Source organism: Actinophytocola xinjiangensis, from assembly GCF_001921215.1.
Taxonomy (GTDB): Bacteria; Actinomycetota; Actinomycetes; order Mycobacteriales; family Pseudonocardiaceae; genus Actinophytocola; species Actinophytocola xinjiangensis.
Window position 1 is genome coordinate 86,668 of record NZ_MSIF01000005.1, and the last position, 16,038, is coordinate 102,705.

Below are 16,038 nucleotides of genomic sequence, written 5' to 3' on the forward strand. Positions count from 1 at the left end.
AGTCGACCCATGCTCGGTGGCGGCCGTTTCACCGGCGCGTCACCACCGTTTCGCCGCTGTTACGCCCCGCTCACACCCCGGCCCCGGCCAGGCTCGGCACCCGCACCACCGCGAAGGACCGGCGCAGGTAGTAGAACCAGGTCAGGAACGCGAACACGACGTAGCCGACGAGGAACACCCACAGCGCGCTGGTCGACCAGTCCGCGTTCGCCCGCGCCACCTCGGTCTTCTCCGCCGCCGATCCGGCCGCCGCCACCGCCGAGGTGACCCCGAGGCTGGCCTCGCGGAACATCACCTGGATGAGGAACCCGCCGAAGGCGCCGATCGCCCCGGCGATGCCGATCACCGCGGCCGCCTCCCGCTTGAACCGCAGCGCGGTCCGCGCCCGGTCAAGGCCCTTCTCCTCGGCCTCCCGCCGGCCCAGCTCGCCGAAGATCACCGGGATCATCCGGTAGGTGGACCCGTTGCCGGCACCGGAAAGCAGGAAGATCACCATGTAGGAGGCGAAGAACAGCCCGAAGCTGTGCTCGTTCACCCCGACGATCGCCAGCGCCGTGCACGCGATCATCCCGGTGAAGCACCACAACGTCACCCGCGCACCGCCGATCCGGTCCGACAGCCACCCGCCGAAGGGCCGCGACACCGACCCGATCAGCGCGCCGAGGAAACCCAGCCCGGCCAGGTAGGTCGCGATGAACGGGTTGGCCGCCAGGAACTCCGGGAAGGTGTTCTTGATGACCAGCGGCAACGCGAACGAGTACCCGATGAACGAGCCGAACGTGCCGATGTAGAGCACCGACATGATCCACGTCTGGCTGTGGCGCAGCGCCGCCACGTAGGAGCGGGCGTCCGAGCGGGCCTGGGTGAGACTGTCCATGAACAGCCACGCGCACAGCGCCGCCGCCACCACGAACGGGATCCAGATCAGCCCCGCGTAGGCCAGGTGCACCTCGTGGCGGGGCAGCCGCGCGGCCGCCGCCGGCACGCCGATGATCACCACCAGCGGCACCACCAGCTGCACGACCGCGACGCCCAGGTTCCCGCCGGCCGCGTTGAGCCCGAGCGCGAAACCCTTGCGGCGCTCGGGGTAGAAGAACGAGATGTTGGCCATCGACGAGGAGAAGTTCCCGCCGCCGACCCCGGCCGTCGCCGCGCACACCAGCAGCACCAGGAACTGGGTGTCGTGGGTCTGGGCGGCCAGCCAGCCGCTGGGCACGACCACCGCCAGCAGCAGCGAGGGCACCAGCAGCAGCGCCGCGCTGACCGTCGTCCACAGCCGGCCGCCGAAACGCGGAACGGCGAAGGTGTAGGGGATCCGCAGCGCGGAGCCGACCAGGTTGGGCAGGGCGGTCAGCCAGAACGTCTCCGACAGCGACATCGGCAGGCCGGCGTTGCCCAGGTTGAGCACCACCACCGACCACAGCACCCAGATCGCGAACCCCAGGTGCTCGGCGAAGATCGAGAAGACCAGGTTCCGGCGGGCGATCCGGCGGCCGGTGCGCTCCCAGAACCGCTCGTCGTCGGGGTTCCAGTCGTCGATCCAGCGCCCATTGCGCGCGGCGGTGTCTGTGGTCATGTGCCCTCCGGGTCGGTGGTGGAAAGCCAGTCGGCGATGACGCGGACCGCGTCACGGCAGCCGCCGCAGCCGGTGGTGGCCCTGGTCGCGGTCGCCAGCTCGCCCGGCGACCGGGCGCCGCCGCGCCACGCGGCGACCAGCTGGCGTTTGCTCACGGTGTTGCAGCGGCAGACGGTGGCCGAGGCCGGCAGGTCGACCGGGCTCGCCGGCTGCCCGGTGCCCGCGCGGCCCAGCAGCAGCGCCAGCCGGTCGGCGGGGGCGGGGATGCCCCGGTCGTAGAGCTGGGTGATGGCCGCGGCGGCGTCCGGTGCGCCGAGCACGATCGCGCCGGTGACCCGGTCCTCGCGCAGCACGAGCTTGGCGTACCGGCCACGGGTGATGTCCTGCACGCACAGGACCTCGGCGTCCGGGGAGTCGACGTCGGTGTGCACGTCGCCCAGCGCCGCCAGGTCGACGTCGCGGGCCTTGAGCCGGGTGACCACCGGGGTGCCCCGGTAGCGGGCGGCCGGGTCGGTGCCGGTGAGCAGGTCGGCGAGCACGGCCGCCTGCTCCCAGGCCGGCGCCACCAGCCCGGACACCGTGCCCGGGTGGTGGGCGCAGTCGCCGATGGCGTGCACGCGCGGGTCGCTGGTGCGCAGCGCGTCGTCGACGACCACCCCCCGGTCGACGGTGAGCCCGGCGGCGACGGCCAGCGCGGTGTCCGGCCGGACCCCGGCGGAGACGACCACCTGGTCGGCCGGCACGTGGCTGCCGTCGGCGAGTTTGAGGCCGTCGCCGGGCAGGTGGCGGGCGGCGGTCACACCCAGGCGGGTCTCGATGCCCAGGGTGGCCAGGGTGGCGGCCAGTACCCGGCCGGCGGCCGGGTCGAGCTGGCGTTCCATCAGGTGCCCGACCGGGTGCACGACGGTGACCAGGCAGCCCCGGTGGGCCAGACCGCGCGCGGCTTCCAGCCCGAGCAGCCCGCCGCCGAGCACGGCGACCGGCGCGCCGGGGCGGGCGGCGTCGAGGATGGCCTGGCAGTCGTCGAGGGTGCGGAACGCGACCGCGCCGGGTGCGAGGCCCTCCTCGGTGGTCAGGCCCTCCACCGGCGGCAGCCACGGCCGGGCGCCGGTGGCCAGCACCAGCACGTCGTAGTCCACCGTCGACCCGTCGGACAGGGCGACGGTGCGCGCGGCGCGGTCCAGGGCGGTGACCGTCACCCCGGTCCGCAGGTCGACGCCGTGCTCGCGGGCCCAGTCGGAGTTCTGGAGCAGCACCGACTCCGGGCGCAGCGAGCCGCCGAGCACGGCCGAGAGCAGCACCCGGTTGTAGGCGGGATGGCGTTCCTCGCCGATGACGGTCAGCGCGACCCGTTCGCCGCCGGGATCCCGCCGGCGCAGTTGTTCGGCCAGCCGCGAACCGGCCATTCCGTACCCCACAACGACGACCCGGCGACTCATTCAGCCTCCACAGTGGACAAACGACCGGCGCAGACCTTGAACTCCGGCATCCGGCTGACCGGATCCAGCGCGGGATTGGTCACCAGGTTCGCCCGCCCCGCCCCCGGGAAGTGGAACGGCAGGAACAGCACGTCCAGCGGGAGCGAACCCACCGCCCGCACACGCGCCACCACCGACCCGCGCCGCGAGTCCACCCGCGCCAGGTCACCGTCGGCCAGACCCGCGCGCGCGGCCGTGTCCGGATGCACCTCGACGAACGCCTCCGGCACCGCCGCCACCAGCTCGGCCACCAGCCGGGTCTGCGCCCCCGACTGGTAGTGCGCCAGCACCCGGCCCGTGGTGACCCGCAACGGGAACTCCGCGTCCGGCGGCTCGTCCGGCCCCCGGTGGTCGACCGCGACGAACTTCGCCAGCCCGTCCGGATGGGCGAAGGAATCCAGGAAGAGCCTCGGCGTGCCGGCGTGCGCGGTGTGGCGCACCGGCCAGTGCAGGGCCTCCCCCGCCGCCAGCCGCCCGTAGGTGACACCCGAGTAGTCGGCCGGCCCGCCGGCCGAGGCCGCCCGCAGCTCGTCGAACACCGTCGCCGCGTCCGAAGGGAACCGCCCGGCCGGCTGCCCGAGCAGACCGGCCAGCCCGGCCAACACCCCCAGGTCCGTCCGGACCCCCGGCGGCGGGTCGAGGGCCTTGCGGCGCAACAGGATCCGGCCCTCCAGGTTGGTCAGCGTGCCGTCCTCCTCGGCCCACTGGGTCACCGGCAGCACCACGTCGGCCAGCCGCGCGGTCTCCGAGTAGACGACGTCGGCCACCACCAGCAGGTCCAGCGCCGCGAGCCGCCGCGCGACGTGCGCCGAGCGCGGCGCCGACACCACCGGGTTCGACCCGAACACCAACAGCGCCCGGGTGGCGGCCCCCAGCGAGTCGAGCAGTTCGACCGCCGAGGGCCCCGGACCGGGCAGCGACGCCGGGTCCACGCCCCACACCCCGGCGACGTGCGCCCGCGCGGCCGGGTCGTCGATCCGGCGGTAGCCGGGCAGCTGGTCGGCCTTCTGCCCGTGCTCGCGCCCGCCCTGCCCGTTGCCCTGCCCGGTCAGGCAGCCGAAACCGGAGCCGGCGCGGCCGGGCAGGCCCAGCGCCAACGCCAGGTTGATCCACGCGCTGACCGTGTCGGTGCCGCTGGCGTGCTGCTCGGTGCCGCGCGCGGTCAGCACGTACGCCCCGCCGGCCTCGGCCAGCAGCGCGGCCGCCCGCCGCTGGTCGGCCGCCGCCACCCCGGTGACCCGCTCGGCCCGCTCCGGCCACCAGGCCGCCGCGACCCGCCACGCCTCGTCGAACCCGGTGGTGCGCTCGGCGACGTACTCCTTGTCCAGGTGACCGTCGGCGACCACCGCGTGCAGGATGCCCAGCGCCAACGCCAGGTCGGTGCCCGGGACCGGCGCCAGGTGCAAGGTCGCCGCCTCGGCCGTCGGCGTGCGCCTCGGGTCCACCACGACCAGCTCCGCGCCGCTCAGGTGCTGGGTGAACGGCGGCATGGTCTCCGCCGGGTTCGCGCCGGCCAGCAGCACCGCGCCCGCGTCGTCCAGGTCGGACACCGGGAACGGCAGGCCCCGGTCAAGGCCGAACGCCCGTGTCCCCGCCGCGGCCGCCGAGGACATGCAGAACCGGCCGTTGTAGTCGATCGTCGACGTGCCCAGCGCGACCCTGGCGAACTTGCCCAGCAGGTAGGCCTTCTCGTTGGTCAGCCCACCGCCGCCGAACACCCCGACCGCGTCCCGCCCGTGGCGGGCCTGGACGTCCCCGATCCGCGCGGCCACCACCCCCAGCGCCTCGTCCCAGGACGCCGGCCGCAGTTCACCGCCGGCGCGGACCAGCGGCCGCGTCAACCGCCCCGGCGAGTCCAGCAGCGCGGCGGCCGTCCACCCCTTCTGACACAGCCCACCCCGGTTGGTGGGAAAATCGCGCGGCCCCACCACGCCCCCGGACAGCCGCAGGCCGCACTGGAGGGCGCAGTAGGGGCAGTGCGTGTCGACCGGCATGGCCCGAAACGCTAGGGAGCCCGTGTTACCTCAGGATGCGGTCATGTTTCCGGCACGCGACATTGCCTGCCGACGAGGACGAGGTGCGCGGTGAGCCCGACACCCAGACAGCTGCTCGGGGTGTGGGTCATCGGCTCGGTGCTCACCGGCACGCTGGCGGTGCTGCTGACCGTCCACCGGGGCCCGCGCCGCCTCCAGCCGCTGGCCGACCTGTCGACACTGTCCCTGGCCGGGGTGATCGGGGTCCTGGTCGCGCTGGTCGCCGCGCTCGGCCTGCTGGCCTGGGGCACCCCCGGCACGACGTGGCTGCCCGACACCGCCCGGGGCCGGGCGCTGTGGGTGGTCCTGGTCGCCGCCGCCGGCCTGGCCGGCTGGTCCTACGCGGCCGCCGCGACGTTCGTCGTCGACCTGCCGCTGGACGTGCAGCTCATGATGGCCTTCACCGTCGGCGGCCTCCCGTTCACCGTCGTGGCGACGGTGCTGCTGCGGCCCGTGGCCGCGTCCGGCGCCGGCCTGGTACTGGCCGTCGCGCTGCTGGTCACCGGGTTCGCCGTGGCGCCGGAGACGCTGCGCGAGGGCGTGCGGCTGCTGGTGGTGCTCACAGCTCCGTGATCTGGTGGGCCGCCCGCTCCAGGCCACGCATCGACCGCTCGTCCGAGTGCGGGTGCAGGGCGTGCACGGCCAGCCGGAACAGCAGGGCGTGCAGCAGCGCCTGCGGCCACTCCGGCAGGTGACCCCACCGGCGCAGGATCCCCGGGTCGGCCCCGCCCCAGGCCAGCGCGTCGACCACGATCACCGCCGCCGCCCACTCGGCCGGCCGGTGGAACGCGGTGAAGTCGACGATCCCCGGCGAGGACGCGCCGGCGAACAGCACGTTGCCGAACAGGTCGCCGTGCACGACCTGCGGGCGCAGGCTCAGCGGCTTGCGTGAGCCGGTGAGCACGTCGAACAGCCGCCCGCCCAGCGCCGGGTTCAGCGGCGCCTCGTCGACGCCGGCCGCGACCCGGTCGGCCACGGCGAACACGTCGTCGCGCGAGGTCAGGAACCGGGGAACGGCCAGGCCGCCGGTGGCGTGGTGCAGCCGCAGCGACGCGCTGACCATCTCGTCGTAGCGGGGCTCCGGCCGGCCCTCGACGAACCGGAACGCCGCCCACCCGCCGACCACCCAGCGCCCGTCGGACGCGCGGGCCGGTCTGGCCACTCTCAGGTCGGCGACATGCAGGTCACCCAGGGTCTGCGCGACCCAGGAGGACTCGGCGGGGTTGGGTGCCGGCCGCAGGGCGAGGTCGCCGCAGCGCCACTGCGTCCCGACCTCGACCAGCTCCGGCTCGATCTCCTTGACACCGAACGCCGCACGCACGTGCAGGGGTGGTGGGGGCGAACTCACGACCCCGCACGCTACCCGCGCGCGCGGCGAACCCGTCGGTGGACTCGCGGGGCGTCAGTAGGTGGGCAGGCTGGTGTCGACCTCCCGCGCCCAGCCGAGCACACCCCCGCCGACGTGCACCGCGTCCGCGAAACCGGCCTTGTGCAGCGCGGCGAGCGCCTCGGCCGACCGGCCACCGGACTTGCAGTGCAACACGATCGGCTTGTCCTGCGGCAGTTCCGCCAGCGCCTCCCCGGTCAGGATGCGGTCCTTGGGGATCAGCACCGCGCCCGGGATGGAGACGATCTCGTACTCGTGCGGCTCCCGGACGTCGATCAGCGCGAAGTCCTCGCCCCGGTCGATCTTCTGCTTCAGCTCGATCGGGGTGATCGTGTGCCCGGCGGCGGCGCTCTGGGCGTCGTCGGAGACCACCCCGCAGAACGCGTCGTAGTCGATGAGCCCCTCGATCGGCTTGGTCTCCGGGTCCTTGCGGATCCTGATGGTCCGGTACGACATCTCCAGGGCGTCGTACACCATCAGCCGGCCGAGCAGCGGCTCGCCGATGCCCGTGAGCAGCTTGATCGCCTCGGTGACCATGACCGACCCGATGGAGGCGCACAGCACACCGAGCACACCGCCCTCGGCGCACGAGGGCACCATCCCCGGCGGCGGCGGCTCCGGGTAGAGATCCCGGTAGTTGAGGCCCTGGCCGTTGGGCGCGTCCTCCCAGAACACGCTGACCTGGCCCTCGAACCGGAAGATCGACCCCCACACGTACGGCTTGCCCAGCAGGACGGCCGCGTCGTTCACGAGGTAACGCGTGGCGAAGTTGTCGGTGCCGTCCAGGATCAGGTCGTAGTCCCGGAACACGTCCAGCGCGTTCTCCGAGGTCAGCTGCTGGGTGTGCAGGTTGACCGTGACGAACGGGTTGATCTCGGCCACCGACTCCTTGGCCGACTGCGCCTTGAGCTTGCCGATGTCGGACTGCCCGTGGATCACCTGCCGCTGCAGGTTCGACTCGTCCACCACATCGAAGTCGATCACGCCCAACGTCCCGACCCCGGCCGCCGCGAGGTAGAGCAGGGCCGGACTACCCAGCCCACCCGCCCCCACCACCAGGACCTTCGCGTTCTTGAGGCGCTTCTGACCATCAACCCCGACATCCGGGATGATGAGGTGACGGCTGTAACGAGCCACCTCGTCCTTGGTCAACTCCTCAGCTGGCTCGACAAGCGGCGGCAAGGTGCCTGCCATGAGTCCCTCCTCGGTCTACCGTCCCCCCAGTCTGGTCGGTTCAACGCTCCGGTCCCATCAGGGCTTCCGCATTCCCATATTCCGGGACGGGTTCACCCGATGGCCGGGAGCGAGTGGCCCGGCTTTGCCCGATGGCGTGGTGGCCGTCACCGACGGTCCGGCCGCAAGCCCCAGCCGTTACGCGATCGCCGGTGTACCGACACGTTGGGTGGACCTACGGGCGAGATGGCCAGGTCAGGCTCGGGTTTGCCAGTGCCCGGCCAACGCCGGCCCCGCGGTGGGTAGCCAGCCGTGCAGGCCGAATGGTTCGCCTCGGCCGAACAGCTCGATGCCGGCCTGGGTGTAGGGCACGGTGTTGGTGGGGAGCTGGTCGAGGGGGAACCATTCGAGCTGCGAGCACTTGTGCGGCTCGGCGTTACGGGGTTCGCCGCGCCACTGGCGGGCGTGGAAGAAGAAGCCGACACGGCCTTCACCTTCCGGGTTGCGGCAGTGGAGCGCGGTGGCCATGTCGAGGTCGCCGCGGTCCAGGTCGATGGCGATCTCTTCGCGGGCTTCGCGGATGACGGCGGCGACCACATCTTCGCCGTCTTCGAGCTTGCCGGAGGGCAGGTTCCATTGACCGTCGGCGTAGCCGGTGTTGTGGCGTTGGGCCAGCAGGACATGCCCATCGCGGACCAGGAGGAGCAGGACGTCAACGACGCTGGTGTAAGGCACGCGCGAGGTTCTTCCTGGGCTGAGTGTCGGTGTGGACGCCGCAGGTTATCGAGTGGAGACCAGCCCGGACTCGGCGACTCGCCCGGCGACCCATTCGACGCGCTGATCGGTTTCGAGCCCGAGCGGGACATCGATCACAGCGACACCGAGCTGGTCGTAGAGGGTGCGGAGGGTGGTCGCCGCAGTGTCCTGGAGGCCGGCGACCTTGGCGCGGAAGCCGTCGCTGGGCTGGTCGTAGTGGTCGTGGGTGAAGAACACGAGGTCGTAGGTAGGTGCCCAGGCGCGGCAGAAGTGCTCCATCGCGTCGAGCACCGTGGCATCGTTGCTGCCGGGCGCGATGTCCAGCAGCATCCGAGCGTAGGCGAGCACGTTGACGATGGTCTTGTCGGCGATGAGGAGCTGGTGGTTGCGCGCGGTGCGGAGCTGGTAGCGGAGGTGGGCGGCGAACACGTCGACCTCGGCGACGAGGTCGAAGCTGCCGCGACCGTGGATGACGATCTCCTCCATGAAGGGGCTGGACCGGGCGGGTTCGCCCATGGCGGCGACGTTGACGCCCTGACGCCGATAATGCGCGGTCAAGGCATGGATGAGGGTGGTCTTGCCCGAGGCATGCGTGCCGTCAATGGCGACGGTCGGGCAGTCGCGGATGGTCATGGAGCCTCGCGCAGCAGGTCGGTGAACGTGGGGTGCGAGAGCCAGGCAAAGGAGCCGTCGAGTTGGTCGGCGAGCAGCTGGTTCACGTTGAGGGTGCCGCGCCAGCGAGCCCGGCCGGTGGCGCGCAACGCGACCAGCGCGGTGGACACGCTGTGGCGCAGGTTCAGGACGCTGATGCGTTCGCGCGCCTCGACCGAGCCGTCTTCGAGGTAGGCGCGATGCAACGCGGTCATGGAAGCGCGGCGCAGCTCGGGTTGGGTGACATCGAGATCGAGGTCGGCACACACGTCAACCAGGCGACGGGACGTGCAGGTCAGGACGTGATCGGTGTCGTAGCGGGTATCGATGACCCTGCGGTCGGCCAACTCGCCGACGCGACGGGACAGCCAATTCTCGCGGGCGGCGGCCACGTGATGCAGTGGCTCGGCGCTCGCGTTGGCCAGCACGCCGAGATCGCTGGTGAACTGGTGGCCAGTGACGTGATCGGCAGCGGCGAACGCTGCGCGCACCGCGTCGTTGGCCGAGGCGAGCAGTACGCCGGTCTCGTCGGGTTCTTCGACGTACATGCTCGTGTAGGAGAAGGGCAGCTCGGTCAGCTCGACAGGCTGGTCCATATCGGGCAGCGCGGCGTACACCACCGAGTAGCAGAAGGGCCGGTTGCCATTCTTGATCCGGTAGTTCTTCGTCCACTCCACGTCGATGCTGGCCCACAACGTCGATCCGGCCGGGCGGTGCGGCGCCGCGCGGCGCCGCGCGGGAAGGTTGGTCGTGACGATCATGTCCGCTTCCTGAACGAGTCGGTGGTGATGGCCCAGCCATCCTGCCGGGCCACCATCGTGGGATGGTTCAGGACACGGGTGGGCTCTCACCGAGTTCAGCGAGACGGTCCCACGCGGCGTCAGTCACCAGTTGGTCGACGTCGATCGGCGATGCCCAGCGGTAGCGGCCGGTGCTGCGAGCCGCTATCAGAGCGACCGCAAGGATGCGGGTGAGGGCTCGGCGAACGGTGGCGGCCACACCGTCATTCCCGGGATCGGCATCGGCGTGAACGCCGACGGCGACCTTGAGGTCGGCGTGTTCGCACACGGCGGCGAGCGCGGCCGGGCCGGGGAAGTCGCCATCGTGCGCCGTGTCGATCATCCTGGCCATACCCCGCCCCTTGTCCGCGCGGTCGGTCCACTGTTGACGCACGCCATCCACACCGCGAAGCCGGCCACCAACGGTGGCCAGACGTTGCAGGTCGACGACGAAGTCATGCCCGGCCAGGAACTTCGCCTGTCTACGACAGGCCACCAGCAAATGATCCATCCGTTCGGCGAGCGCGCCAGGCCCGTCGCCGGGATCGGGGGTAAGCACCTGGTAGCCGAAGTTCAGCTGGTGGTCGTCGAGCACGAGCGTGCGCGTGCTCTCGACCGTGAGGTAGACCGTGCAACCCCATGTCGGTCGGGGCACGTAGTCCGACCAGGCCAGACCGACCGCCGCGAGCATCGGCCGGTCCTTGCCGAACGGTCGCTGTCCCGCTCCAAACGGCACGGTCGGCCACGCGAGGTTGGTGGTGCTACGCATGGCCACCGCCGTGCGGGGTGGTGTAGATGCTGCTGCCCAGGTACTTGGCGACGTGGTTGCGCTGGAAGCGATAGCGCGCCCAGATCTCGCTGATCGACTCCTCCAACACGTTACCCAACGGCTCGAACAGGTCGGGCGCGTCGTAGACCGGCCACGCATTGGCCACCCCGTGCGGCTCGATACAGATCATGTGGCCCTCGGTCTCCGGCGTCCAAGCCGTCAGTCGCAGCGCGGGACGCCAGGCATAGGTGGCGGCCATGCTGCGCAGTTCGGCGAACTTGGCCTCCGCTTCGGCGTTGCTGATGAACTCGTGCTCGGCGAGGTCCAATGCGTTGCCTTTTCGCAACGGCATGATCAGTTTTAGCTTGCCCGCGTCGATGGTGTCGGCGATCTGGTAGGTGAACGGCAGACCGTGCAGGTCACTGCGCAGCACCACGCACGACAGCGACAGCGGCAGACCGTGCTCCTGGAACACGCGGATGCCGGCCATCACCTTGTCGTAGTCACCCCGGACCCGCGCGGTGATCGCCCGCGGCCCCTCCAACCCAACGTTGACGTAACCGACCTTCCCGACCATTCGAGGCGCGTGCTGGAGCGCCCTGGTGGCGTTCGTGGGTATGCCCAGGATGAAGTCGGGCGAGTACATGTCCACGATGTCGCCGAAGTCGCGGCGCATCAATGGTTCCCCGCCGGACAGGAACACCCGGCCCACGCCGGCGAGATTGGCGCGCATGGTGTCGAGCTGGTCCAGCGTCGGGTCCGGCCGTTGCAGGATCTCCGAACAGAAGTTGCAGTCGAAGTCGCACCGCTTCGTCACCTGCAAGATCACCGACAACGGCGCGGTCAGGCCACCCAGCACCTCGTCCAGCGACGCCCCGCCAGCGAGCTGGAAATGATGCCCCCCGGTGAACACGACCGGACCTGAGGACTGCCCAGACATGCTCAACGCGGCGGGCATGGTCGGCATACCAAGATCAGTCACGTGAACTCCCTGTTTCTCGTTGCCAGAACTACAAATCTGAGTCTTCTGCGCGTCGCCCGTTGACGACCGGTCCAGTCCGCTGGCCCCGAGCCGATACACCACTTCGGCGATTGGTGTCGTCGCACCATTCGATGCGCAGTGGGGTGACCATGCTGTGGAGGCGGAGGGCTCGTTCGGGGCTGTCGGAGATTCCGAGCATGGGATGTCCGTCGGTTCCTCGGCGGAAGACGACGACTTCTGAGTCACCGTTGTCCGAGGTGATCCACATGCAGGCGGCGTAGACGCCGTTGGCGGTGTCCTCGGTGGAGCTGAGGGTGAAGGGGACGATGTTCATCGCGGGTTCTCCGTTGTCAGGACTGGTGGTTGCGGGTCATCTGTCGGGCCTGCGATATCGGCACGCATTCCTCGTCCCAGAACCACAGGGTGCTTTCCATCGCGAGGGACAGGTAGGTGTCGTAGGTTCGGTCGTGGTTGACGGTGACCAGGCAGGCGATGTACCAGCCGTTGGTGTGTTCCTTGGACCGGAGCGTCGCGAGCAGCCACGGCCGGAGACCGACGGTCAGTTCACCGACGGTGCCGGTCACGTCGAGGGTCGTGACGGTCTCGTCGGTTCCATTGACAGCCCCAGCGAGAAGCAACACGTACTTCAGTTCTGTTTCCGCCGTCACGGGTGGTTCATCGTCGGTAATCAGGGTCATACCGGGGCTCCTTTGTGGAATTTGTATTGAGGGTTGATGGCGGTCATGCCCGCCGCTCCAACTCCCGTATCGCCGTACGGGCCGCCTTCATCAGCCATACGCACTCATCGACAGAGCTGACATACCAGCGATACGAGGGGTACCGATCGACTTCAGGCCGCCACCAGGCGAACTCGACGCGTCCGTCGTCCATGACGGTCACGACGAGGCTGATCGTGCGGTCCATGGAGTCGACCGCACCGGCCAGGACGGGCCGAAGTGTGTCGTGAGCAGTCATGGTGCAGTCACTCCCTTGTAGCGCTCTCCCAGACAGGAACCGGCGAGCGAGCGCGAACCCGCCCACCGGCCCAGGTCGGCCACCGCTGGCACATCAGCTCCGGAGGAGTCGACTACGGCGTCGACTATTGAGACAGTACAACTGTGCATGCACAGTTGGCTATGGCCGAAATGGGTGATGCGCGGGGCGACCGGATTGCGGCAGGATGTACTCCGGCGTGGCCAGACAGTTGGACATGAGGAGCGCGGTTGGCGACGAAGAACCCACAGCGAGTCGCACTCGGCGAAGCGCTCAACCGCGCACGCCTGAAAGCAGGACTGGCCGCGTCAGAGGTCGCCGCCGAACTCGGCTGGTACGAAGGCAAGGTTTCGAGAGTCGAGAGCGGAGTGCGCGCGATCGCCCGCGCAGAGGCTGACAAGCTCGCCGACCTGTACGACCTTGACGAGGAAGGGCGCAAGCGGCTGCACCTGCTCGCGGACGCCGCCCGCAAGAAGGAGTCGCCGGCAAGGGTCGCCGACTTCGCGCAGTCCTACATCACGATGGAACGTGCCGCCGTCGCGGTCAGCTACTACGCCCCCGACCTGGTGTGGGGACCGATGCAGCACCACGACTACGCGCGGGCGCTGCTCACGTGGGCCAGGACGCAGGACATCGAGGGAAGCGTCGCGGACCGGATCGCACGACGGCTGCTGATCACCCGCGATGAAGGCCCAGAGGTTCGGTTGATGCTCGGTGAGGCTGCCGTCTGGCAACAGATCGGCGGCCCACGCACGATGCGGTCGCAGCTTGAACTACTCCTCGAACTCGGTCAGCTACCGAACGTGCGGCTCAGGATCTTGCCGTTCACCGTCGGCGCACACCGCCTCCTCGGCGTGCCGTTCACACATCTGCGGCTCACGTCCCCAGACATCAGCCGCGTGTACCTGGAAGGCCAGACACACGCCACCTACATCGCAGATCCAGACGAGGTCGCCGTGTACGTCGAAGACTTCGAAAGCGACTGGTCAACGGCGCTCGACGAGGAGGAGTCTGCGACGATCCTCCGCAGGCACATCGGCAACTGACGGAGGAAGAAGTGGAGGAGTGGCGTAAGTCATCGCGGACTCAAGGGCAGACGAACTGCGTCGAGATCCACCCACAGGGGCTGGTCCGCGACAGCAAGCAGCGGTCTGGCCCGCACCTTCGGGTTGATCTTGCGACCCTGACGGCCGCCATCAAGGCCGGCAGGGTGGACTCACGAGGCGAGTAGCCAGAGACCAACGGAGCTCAGTGGCCCCCGGCGCCTCCGCAGAATGAGCGCTGGGGCCGCTGACCTCCGCACTCGCCTGGGGACTCACTGGGCCTGCGGATTGGGCCAGGGGTTGTACCGGCACGTCTTGCCGTCGGCCTGGACCGGGTCCGAGTTCCCCACCTGGTCGTTGAGCCGGGCGACGTAGTCGTTGGCCACCCCGAAGCTCTGCTGCATCATCACCGGCGCCAGCTCACCGGACTTCGCGCACCCGACGTGCCCGTTGCCGAACGCGTGCCCGATCTCGTGGTTGATCGCGTACGCCCGGTAGTTGCCCATGTCGCCGCCGAACGCGACCGCCCCGCGCACCCAGCGCGCCAGGTTGATCATCACCCGGCCCTCGCTGCGTCGCCAGCAGGACGTCTCGTAGCGGATCGAGTACCCGCAGTACTCCGCCTTGTGCACGGTCTCCGGTGTCGCCAGCGTGATCCGGATGTCGGGCTCGCCCTGCGAACCGTCGACCCGCTGCACCGACACCTGACCGGTCGCCGCCCACCCGCGCGGCTCGGCCAGGGTCCCGTCGACCAGGGACGCGAAGGTGCCTTCGCCGCCCTGGGAGCGCAGGTCGATGCCGCGTTCGATCTCGATGGTGTAGGTGAACAGTTCACCGCCGCTGCCCAGGCGTTTGCCCTTCCCGGGCAGGATGTCGAACTCGCCCTGGCCGGCCTGGGCGAACGGCGCGCCCTTCGGCAGTTCGGCGGTGGGGATGTTCAGGTCCGGCGGAACAGCCGGCTTCTCCGTGGCTTTCGGCTCCTCGACGACTTCCTCGCCGGAGGCCGGTGGCTGCTCGCTGCGCACCCCGGCCAGCCCGGCGTCCTCGGCCGGATCGCCGCCGCGCCGGATGTCCATGAACACCAGCACGGTGATGGCGATCAGCACGGGGACGGCGTAGATCCGCCACCCGTAGGCCGACAGGAAGCCACGGACCCCCCGTCTCCGGGGCCTGCGCTTTCGCCGCTGTCCGCGTGGAGTCTCACCATCGGGCTGCCATGAGGCCGCCAGTGGTTGCGCCGAGGTGCGGCGCGCTCCCGCGCGGTACCGATCCTGGACGCGCTTCGTCACGCGACCACCATGCCACAGCTTGATAACGACGTGTGGATGTACCGCCGAGGTGGGTGACTCCGTTCACCACGTCCCGGCCGCCACCTGCTCCCACATTCCCAGCGTTGCCCTGGCAACTGTCGCCGGGCGCTCCATCTGCGCGACATGACCCGTCCGGGGCAATACGAGCAGCCGCCCACGCGGCAGCAGCTCGGCCGTGCGGGGGGCCTTGCGCACGGTGACCAGTTTGTCCTCGGTCCCCCAGACCACCAGGGTCGGCACGTCGATCCTGGGCGTGAGCGTCCACAGCGACCGCGACGGCGGGACCAGCCAACTGCGGATCAGGCCGACCGTGCTGCGGGCCAGCGCCGGGTTGGCCCAGGCCATCGCCTCCCGCTCGACGATCTCCCTGGCCGCCTCCTCGCGCCGCGACAGCGGGATCCGGTCCGGCTCGGCGAAGCACAGGCGCAGCAGGCGCATCACCCGCACCTGGGTGTCCTCGGCGGCCAGGCGCCGGCGCACGAACGTCCCGACCAGCGGCAGGTAGGCCAGCGGCAGCCGGGGATCGGAGATCCGCGACAGCCACGGCCGCAGGTCCGGCATGGCCGGCGACACCAGCACCAGGTCGCGGACCAGTTCGGGGTGGCGGGCGGCGACCAGGACCGAGATCGCGCCGCCCATCGAGTTGCCGAACAGGTGCACCGGGCCCACGCCCAGACCTCGGATGTATCGGGCGACGACGTCGGCGTGCGCCGGGATCGTGTAGTCGAATCCGGGCGGTGGCTCGGTGTGGCCGAAGCCGGGCAGGTCCAGCGCGACGCCGGGAACGTGACCCGCCAGCTGGCCGGCCAGGTCGGTCCAGTTGGTCGCCGAGCCGCCCAGCCCGTGCACGTACACGGCCGTCGTGTCCGCGTCGGCCGGGCCGGGGGTGCGGCGAACGTGCAGCGTGACGCCACCAACGGTCTCGTCTCGGCCCGGCCATGGTGGCGTCGACATGTCCACCGGCGGGAGCATGGCGTCGGACAGCGGGACTCGGGTGACCGGAGGCCTGGTGGCGGCGCTGGTGCTCATGGGGACCAGTGTCCCTCCCCGGGTACCCCGGTTGTCCATAACACTGGCGGACGATCGCGGCCGACCGTTACCCACGAGT

Annotated in this window: 18 protein-coding genes; 3 read left to right on the forward strand and 15 right to left on the reverse strand. The window is 70.4% G+C overall.

The window, feature by feature from the left end:
* Positions 1 to 70: 70 nt before the first annotated feature.
* Genes BLA60_RS12875 through BLA60_RS12885 form a run of 3 tightly spaced genes read right to left on the reverse strand, consistent with a single transcriptional unit; the run spans position 71 to position 5,048 of the window.
* A complete protein-coding gene (locus tag BLA60_RS12875) occupies positions 71 to 1,576 on the reverse strand; it encodes an MFS transporter (RefSeq protein WP_075133087.1) in 1,506 nt (501 codons plus the stop codon).
* The gene (locus BLA60_RS12880; protein ID WP_075133088.1) at positions 1,573 to 3,015 is read right to left on the reverse strand and encodes an FAD-dependent oxidoreductase; all 1,443 of its coding nucleotides are present in this window, start codon (positions 3,013 to 3,015) and stop codon (positions 1,573 to 1,575) included. The genes BLA60_RS12875 and BLA60_RS12880 overlap by 4 nt, the downstream gene beginning before the upstream one ends.
* Positions 3,012 to 5,048 (reverse strand): molybdopterin oxidoreductase family protein, encoded by a 2,037-nt coding sequence (locus BLA60_RS12885; protein WP_075133089.1) that lies wholly within the window; start codon positions 5,046 to 5,048, stop codon positions 3,012 to 3,014. Before BLA60_RS12885 ends, BLA60_RS12880 begins: the two co-directional genes overlap by 4 nt.
* 90 nt (positions 5,049 to 5,138) lie before the next feature.
* Between BLA60_RS12885 and BLA60_RS12890 the strand changes: the two genes are divergently transcribed.
* Positions 5,139 to 5,660, forward strand: a complete 522-nt coding sequence (locus tag BLA60_RS12890; RefSeq protein ID WP_075133090.1) for a hypothetical protein — start codon at positions 5,139 to 5,141, stop codon at positions 5,658 to 5,660.
* Here the strand turns inward: BLA60_RS12890 and BLA60_RS12895 are convergent.
* The 10 genes from BLA60_RS12895 to BLA60_RS12935 all read right to left on the reverse strand — a co-directional run bounded on the left by BLA60_RS12895 (position 5,647) and on the right by BLA60_RS12935 (position 12,508).
* Positions 5,647 to 6,435, reverse strand: coding sequence for a TIGR02569 family protein (locus tag BLA60_RS12895; RefSeq protein WP_245811958.1), 789 nt, complete (start codon positions 6,433 to 6,435; stop codon positions 5,647 to 5,649). The genes BLA60_RS12890 and BLA60_RS12895 overlap by 14 nt on opposite strands.
* A gap of 54 nt (positions 6,436 to 6,489) precedes the next feature.
* The gene (gene moeZ / locus BLA60_RS12900; protein ID WP_075133092.1) at positions 6,490 to 7,668 is read right to left on the reverse strand and encodes an adenylyltransferase/sulfurtransferase MoeZ; all 1,179 of its coding nucleotides are present in this window, start codon (positions 7,666 to 7,668) and stop codon (positions 6,490 to 6,492) included.
* 234 nt (positions 7,669 to 7,902) lie between these two features.
* Complete coding sequence (locus BLA60_RS12905; protein ID WP_075133093.1) at positions 7,903 to 8,382, reverse strand: NUDIX hydrolase; 480 nt, start codon at positions 8,380 to 8,382, stop codon at positions 7,903 to 7,905.
* A gap of 45 nt (positions 8,383 to 8,427) precedes the next feature.
* Positions 8,428 to 9,036, reverse strand: a complete 609-nt coding sequence (locus BLA60_RS12910; RefSeq protein WP_075133094.1) for an AAA family ATPase — start codon at positions 9,034 to 9,036, stop codon at positions 8,428 to 8,430.
* A complete protein-coding gene (locus BLA60_RS12915; RefSeq protein WP_075133095.1) occupies positions 9,033 to 9,815 on the reverse strand; it encodes a hypothetical protein in 783 nt (260 codons plus the stop codon). The genes BLA60_RS12910 and BLA60_RS12915 overlap by 4 nt, the downstream gene beginning before the upstream one ends.
* A 67-nt stretch (positions 9,816 to 9,882) precedes the next feature.
* Complete coding sequence (locus BLA60_RS12920; RefSeq protein WP_154814316.1) at positions 9,883 to 10,602, reverse strand: hypothetical protein; 720 nt, start codon at positions 10,600 to 10,602, stop codon at positions 9,883 to 9,885.
* Positions 10,595 to 11,560 carry a radical SAM protein gene (locus tag BLA60_RS12925; RefSeq protein ID WP_245811959.1) on the reverse strand — a complete coding sequence of 322 codons (966 nt, stop codon included), beginning with the start codon at positions 11,558 to 11,560 and terminating at the stop codon, positions 10,595 to 10,597. Before BLA60_RS12925 ends, BLA60_RS12920 begins: the two co-directional genes overlap by 8 nt.
* Positions 11,561 to 11,612: 52 nt before the next feature.
* On the reverse strand, positions 11,613 to 11,918 hold the full coding sequence (locus BLA60_RS43155; protein WP_154814317.1) for a hypothetical protein: 306 nt from the start codon (positions 11,916 to 11,918) through the stop codon (positions 11,613 to 11,615).
* 16 nt (positions 11,919 to 11,934) lie between these two features.
* Entirely contained in the window at positions 11,935 to 12,282 is a 348-nt protein-coding gene (locus BLA60_RS12930; RefSeq protein WP_075133098.1) for a hypothetical protein, read from the reverse strand.
* A 43-nt stretch (positions 12,283 to 12,325) separates the two neighbouring features.
* Positions 12,326 to 12,508: a hypothetical protein gene (locus BLA60_RS12935; RefSeq protein ID WP_154814318.1), complete on the reverse strand. Its 183-nt coding sequence runs from the start codon at positions 12,506 to 12,508 to the stop codon at positions 12,326 to 12,328.
* A 299-nt stretch (positions 12,509 to 12,807) separates the two neighbouring features.
* Here BLA60_RS12935 and BLA60_RS12940 point away from each other — a divergent pair, with 299 nt between their 5' ends.
* A complete protein-coding gene (locus tag BLA60_RS12940; RefSeq protein ID WP_075133100.1) occupies positions 12,808 to 13,623 on the forward strand; it encodes a helix-turn-helix domain-containing protein in 816 nt (271 codons plus the stop codon).
* 11 nt (positions 13,624 to 13,634) lie between these two features.
* Entirely contained in the window at positions 13,635 to 13,808 is a 174-nt protein-coding gene (locus tag BLA60_RS12945; RefSeq protein WP_084734889.1) for a DUF397 domain-containing protein, read from the forward strand.
* Positions 13,809 to 13,892: 84 nt separating this feature from the next.
* Here the strand turns inward: BLA60_RS12945 and BLA60_RS12950 are convergent, their stop codons facing one another.
* Both BLA60_RS12950 and BLA60_RS12955 read right to left on the reverse strand, forming a co-directional pair.
* Positions 13,893 to 14,726 (reverse strand): DUF3152 domain-containing protein, encoded by an 834-nt coding sequence (locus tag BLA60_RS12950; RefSeq protein WP_245811960.1) that lies wholly within the window; start codon positions 14,724 to 14,726, stop codon positions 13,893 to 13,895.
* A 246-nt stretch (positions 14,727 to 14,972) separates the two neighbouring features.
* Entirely contained in the window at positions 14,973 to 15,959 is a 987-nt protein-coding gene (locus BLA60_RS12955; RefSeq protein WP_075133103.1) for an alpha/beta fold hydrolase, read from the reverse strand.
* Positions 15,960 to 16,038: the final 79 nt, after the last annotated feature.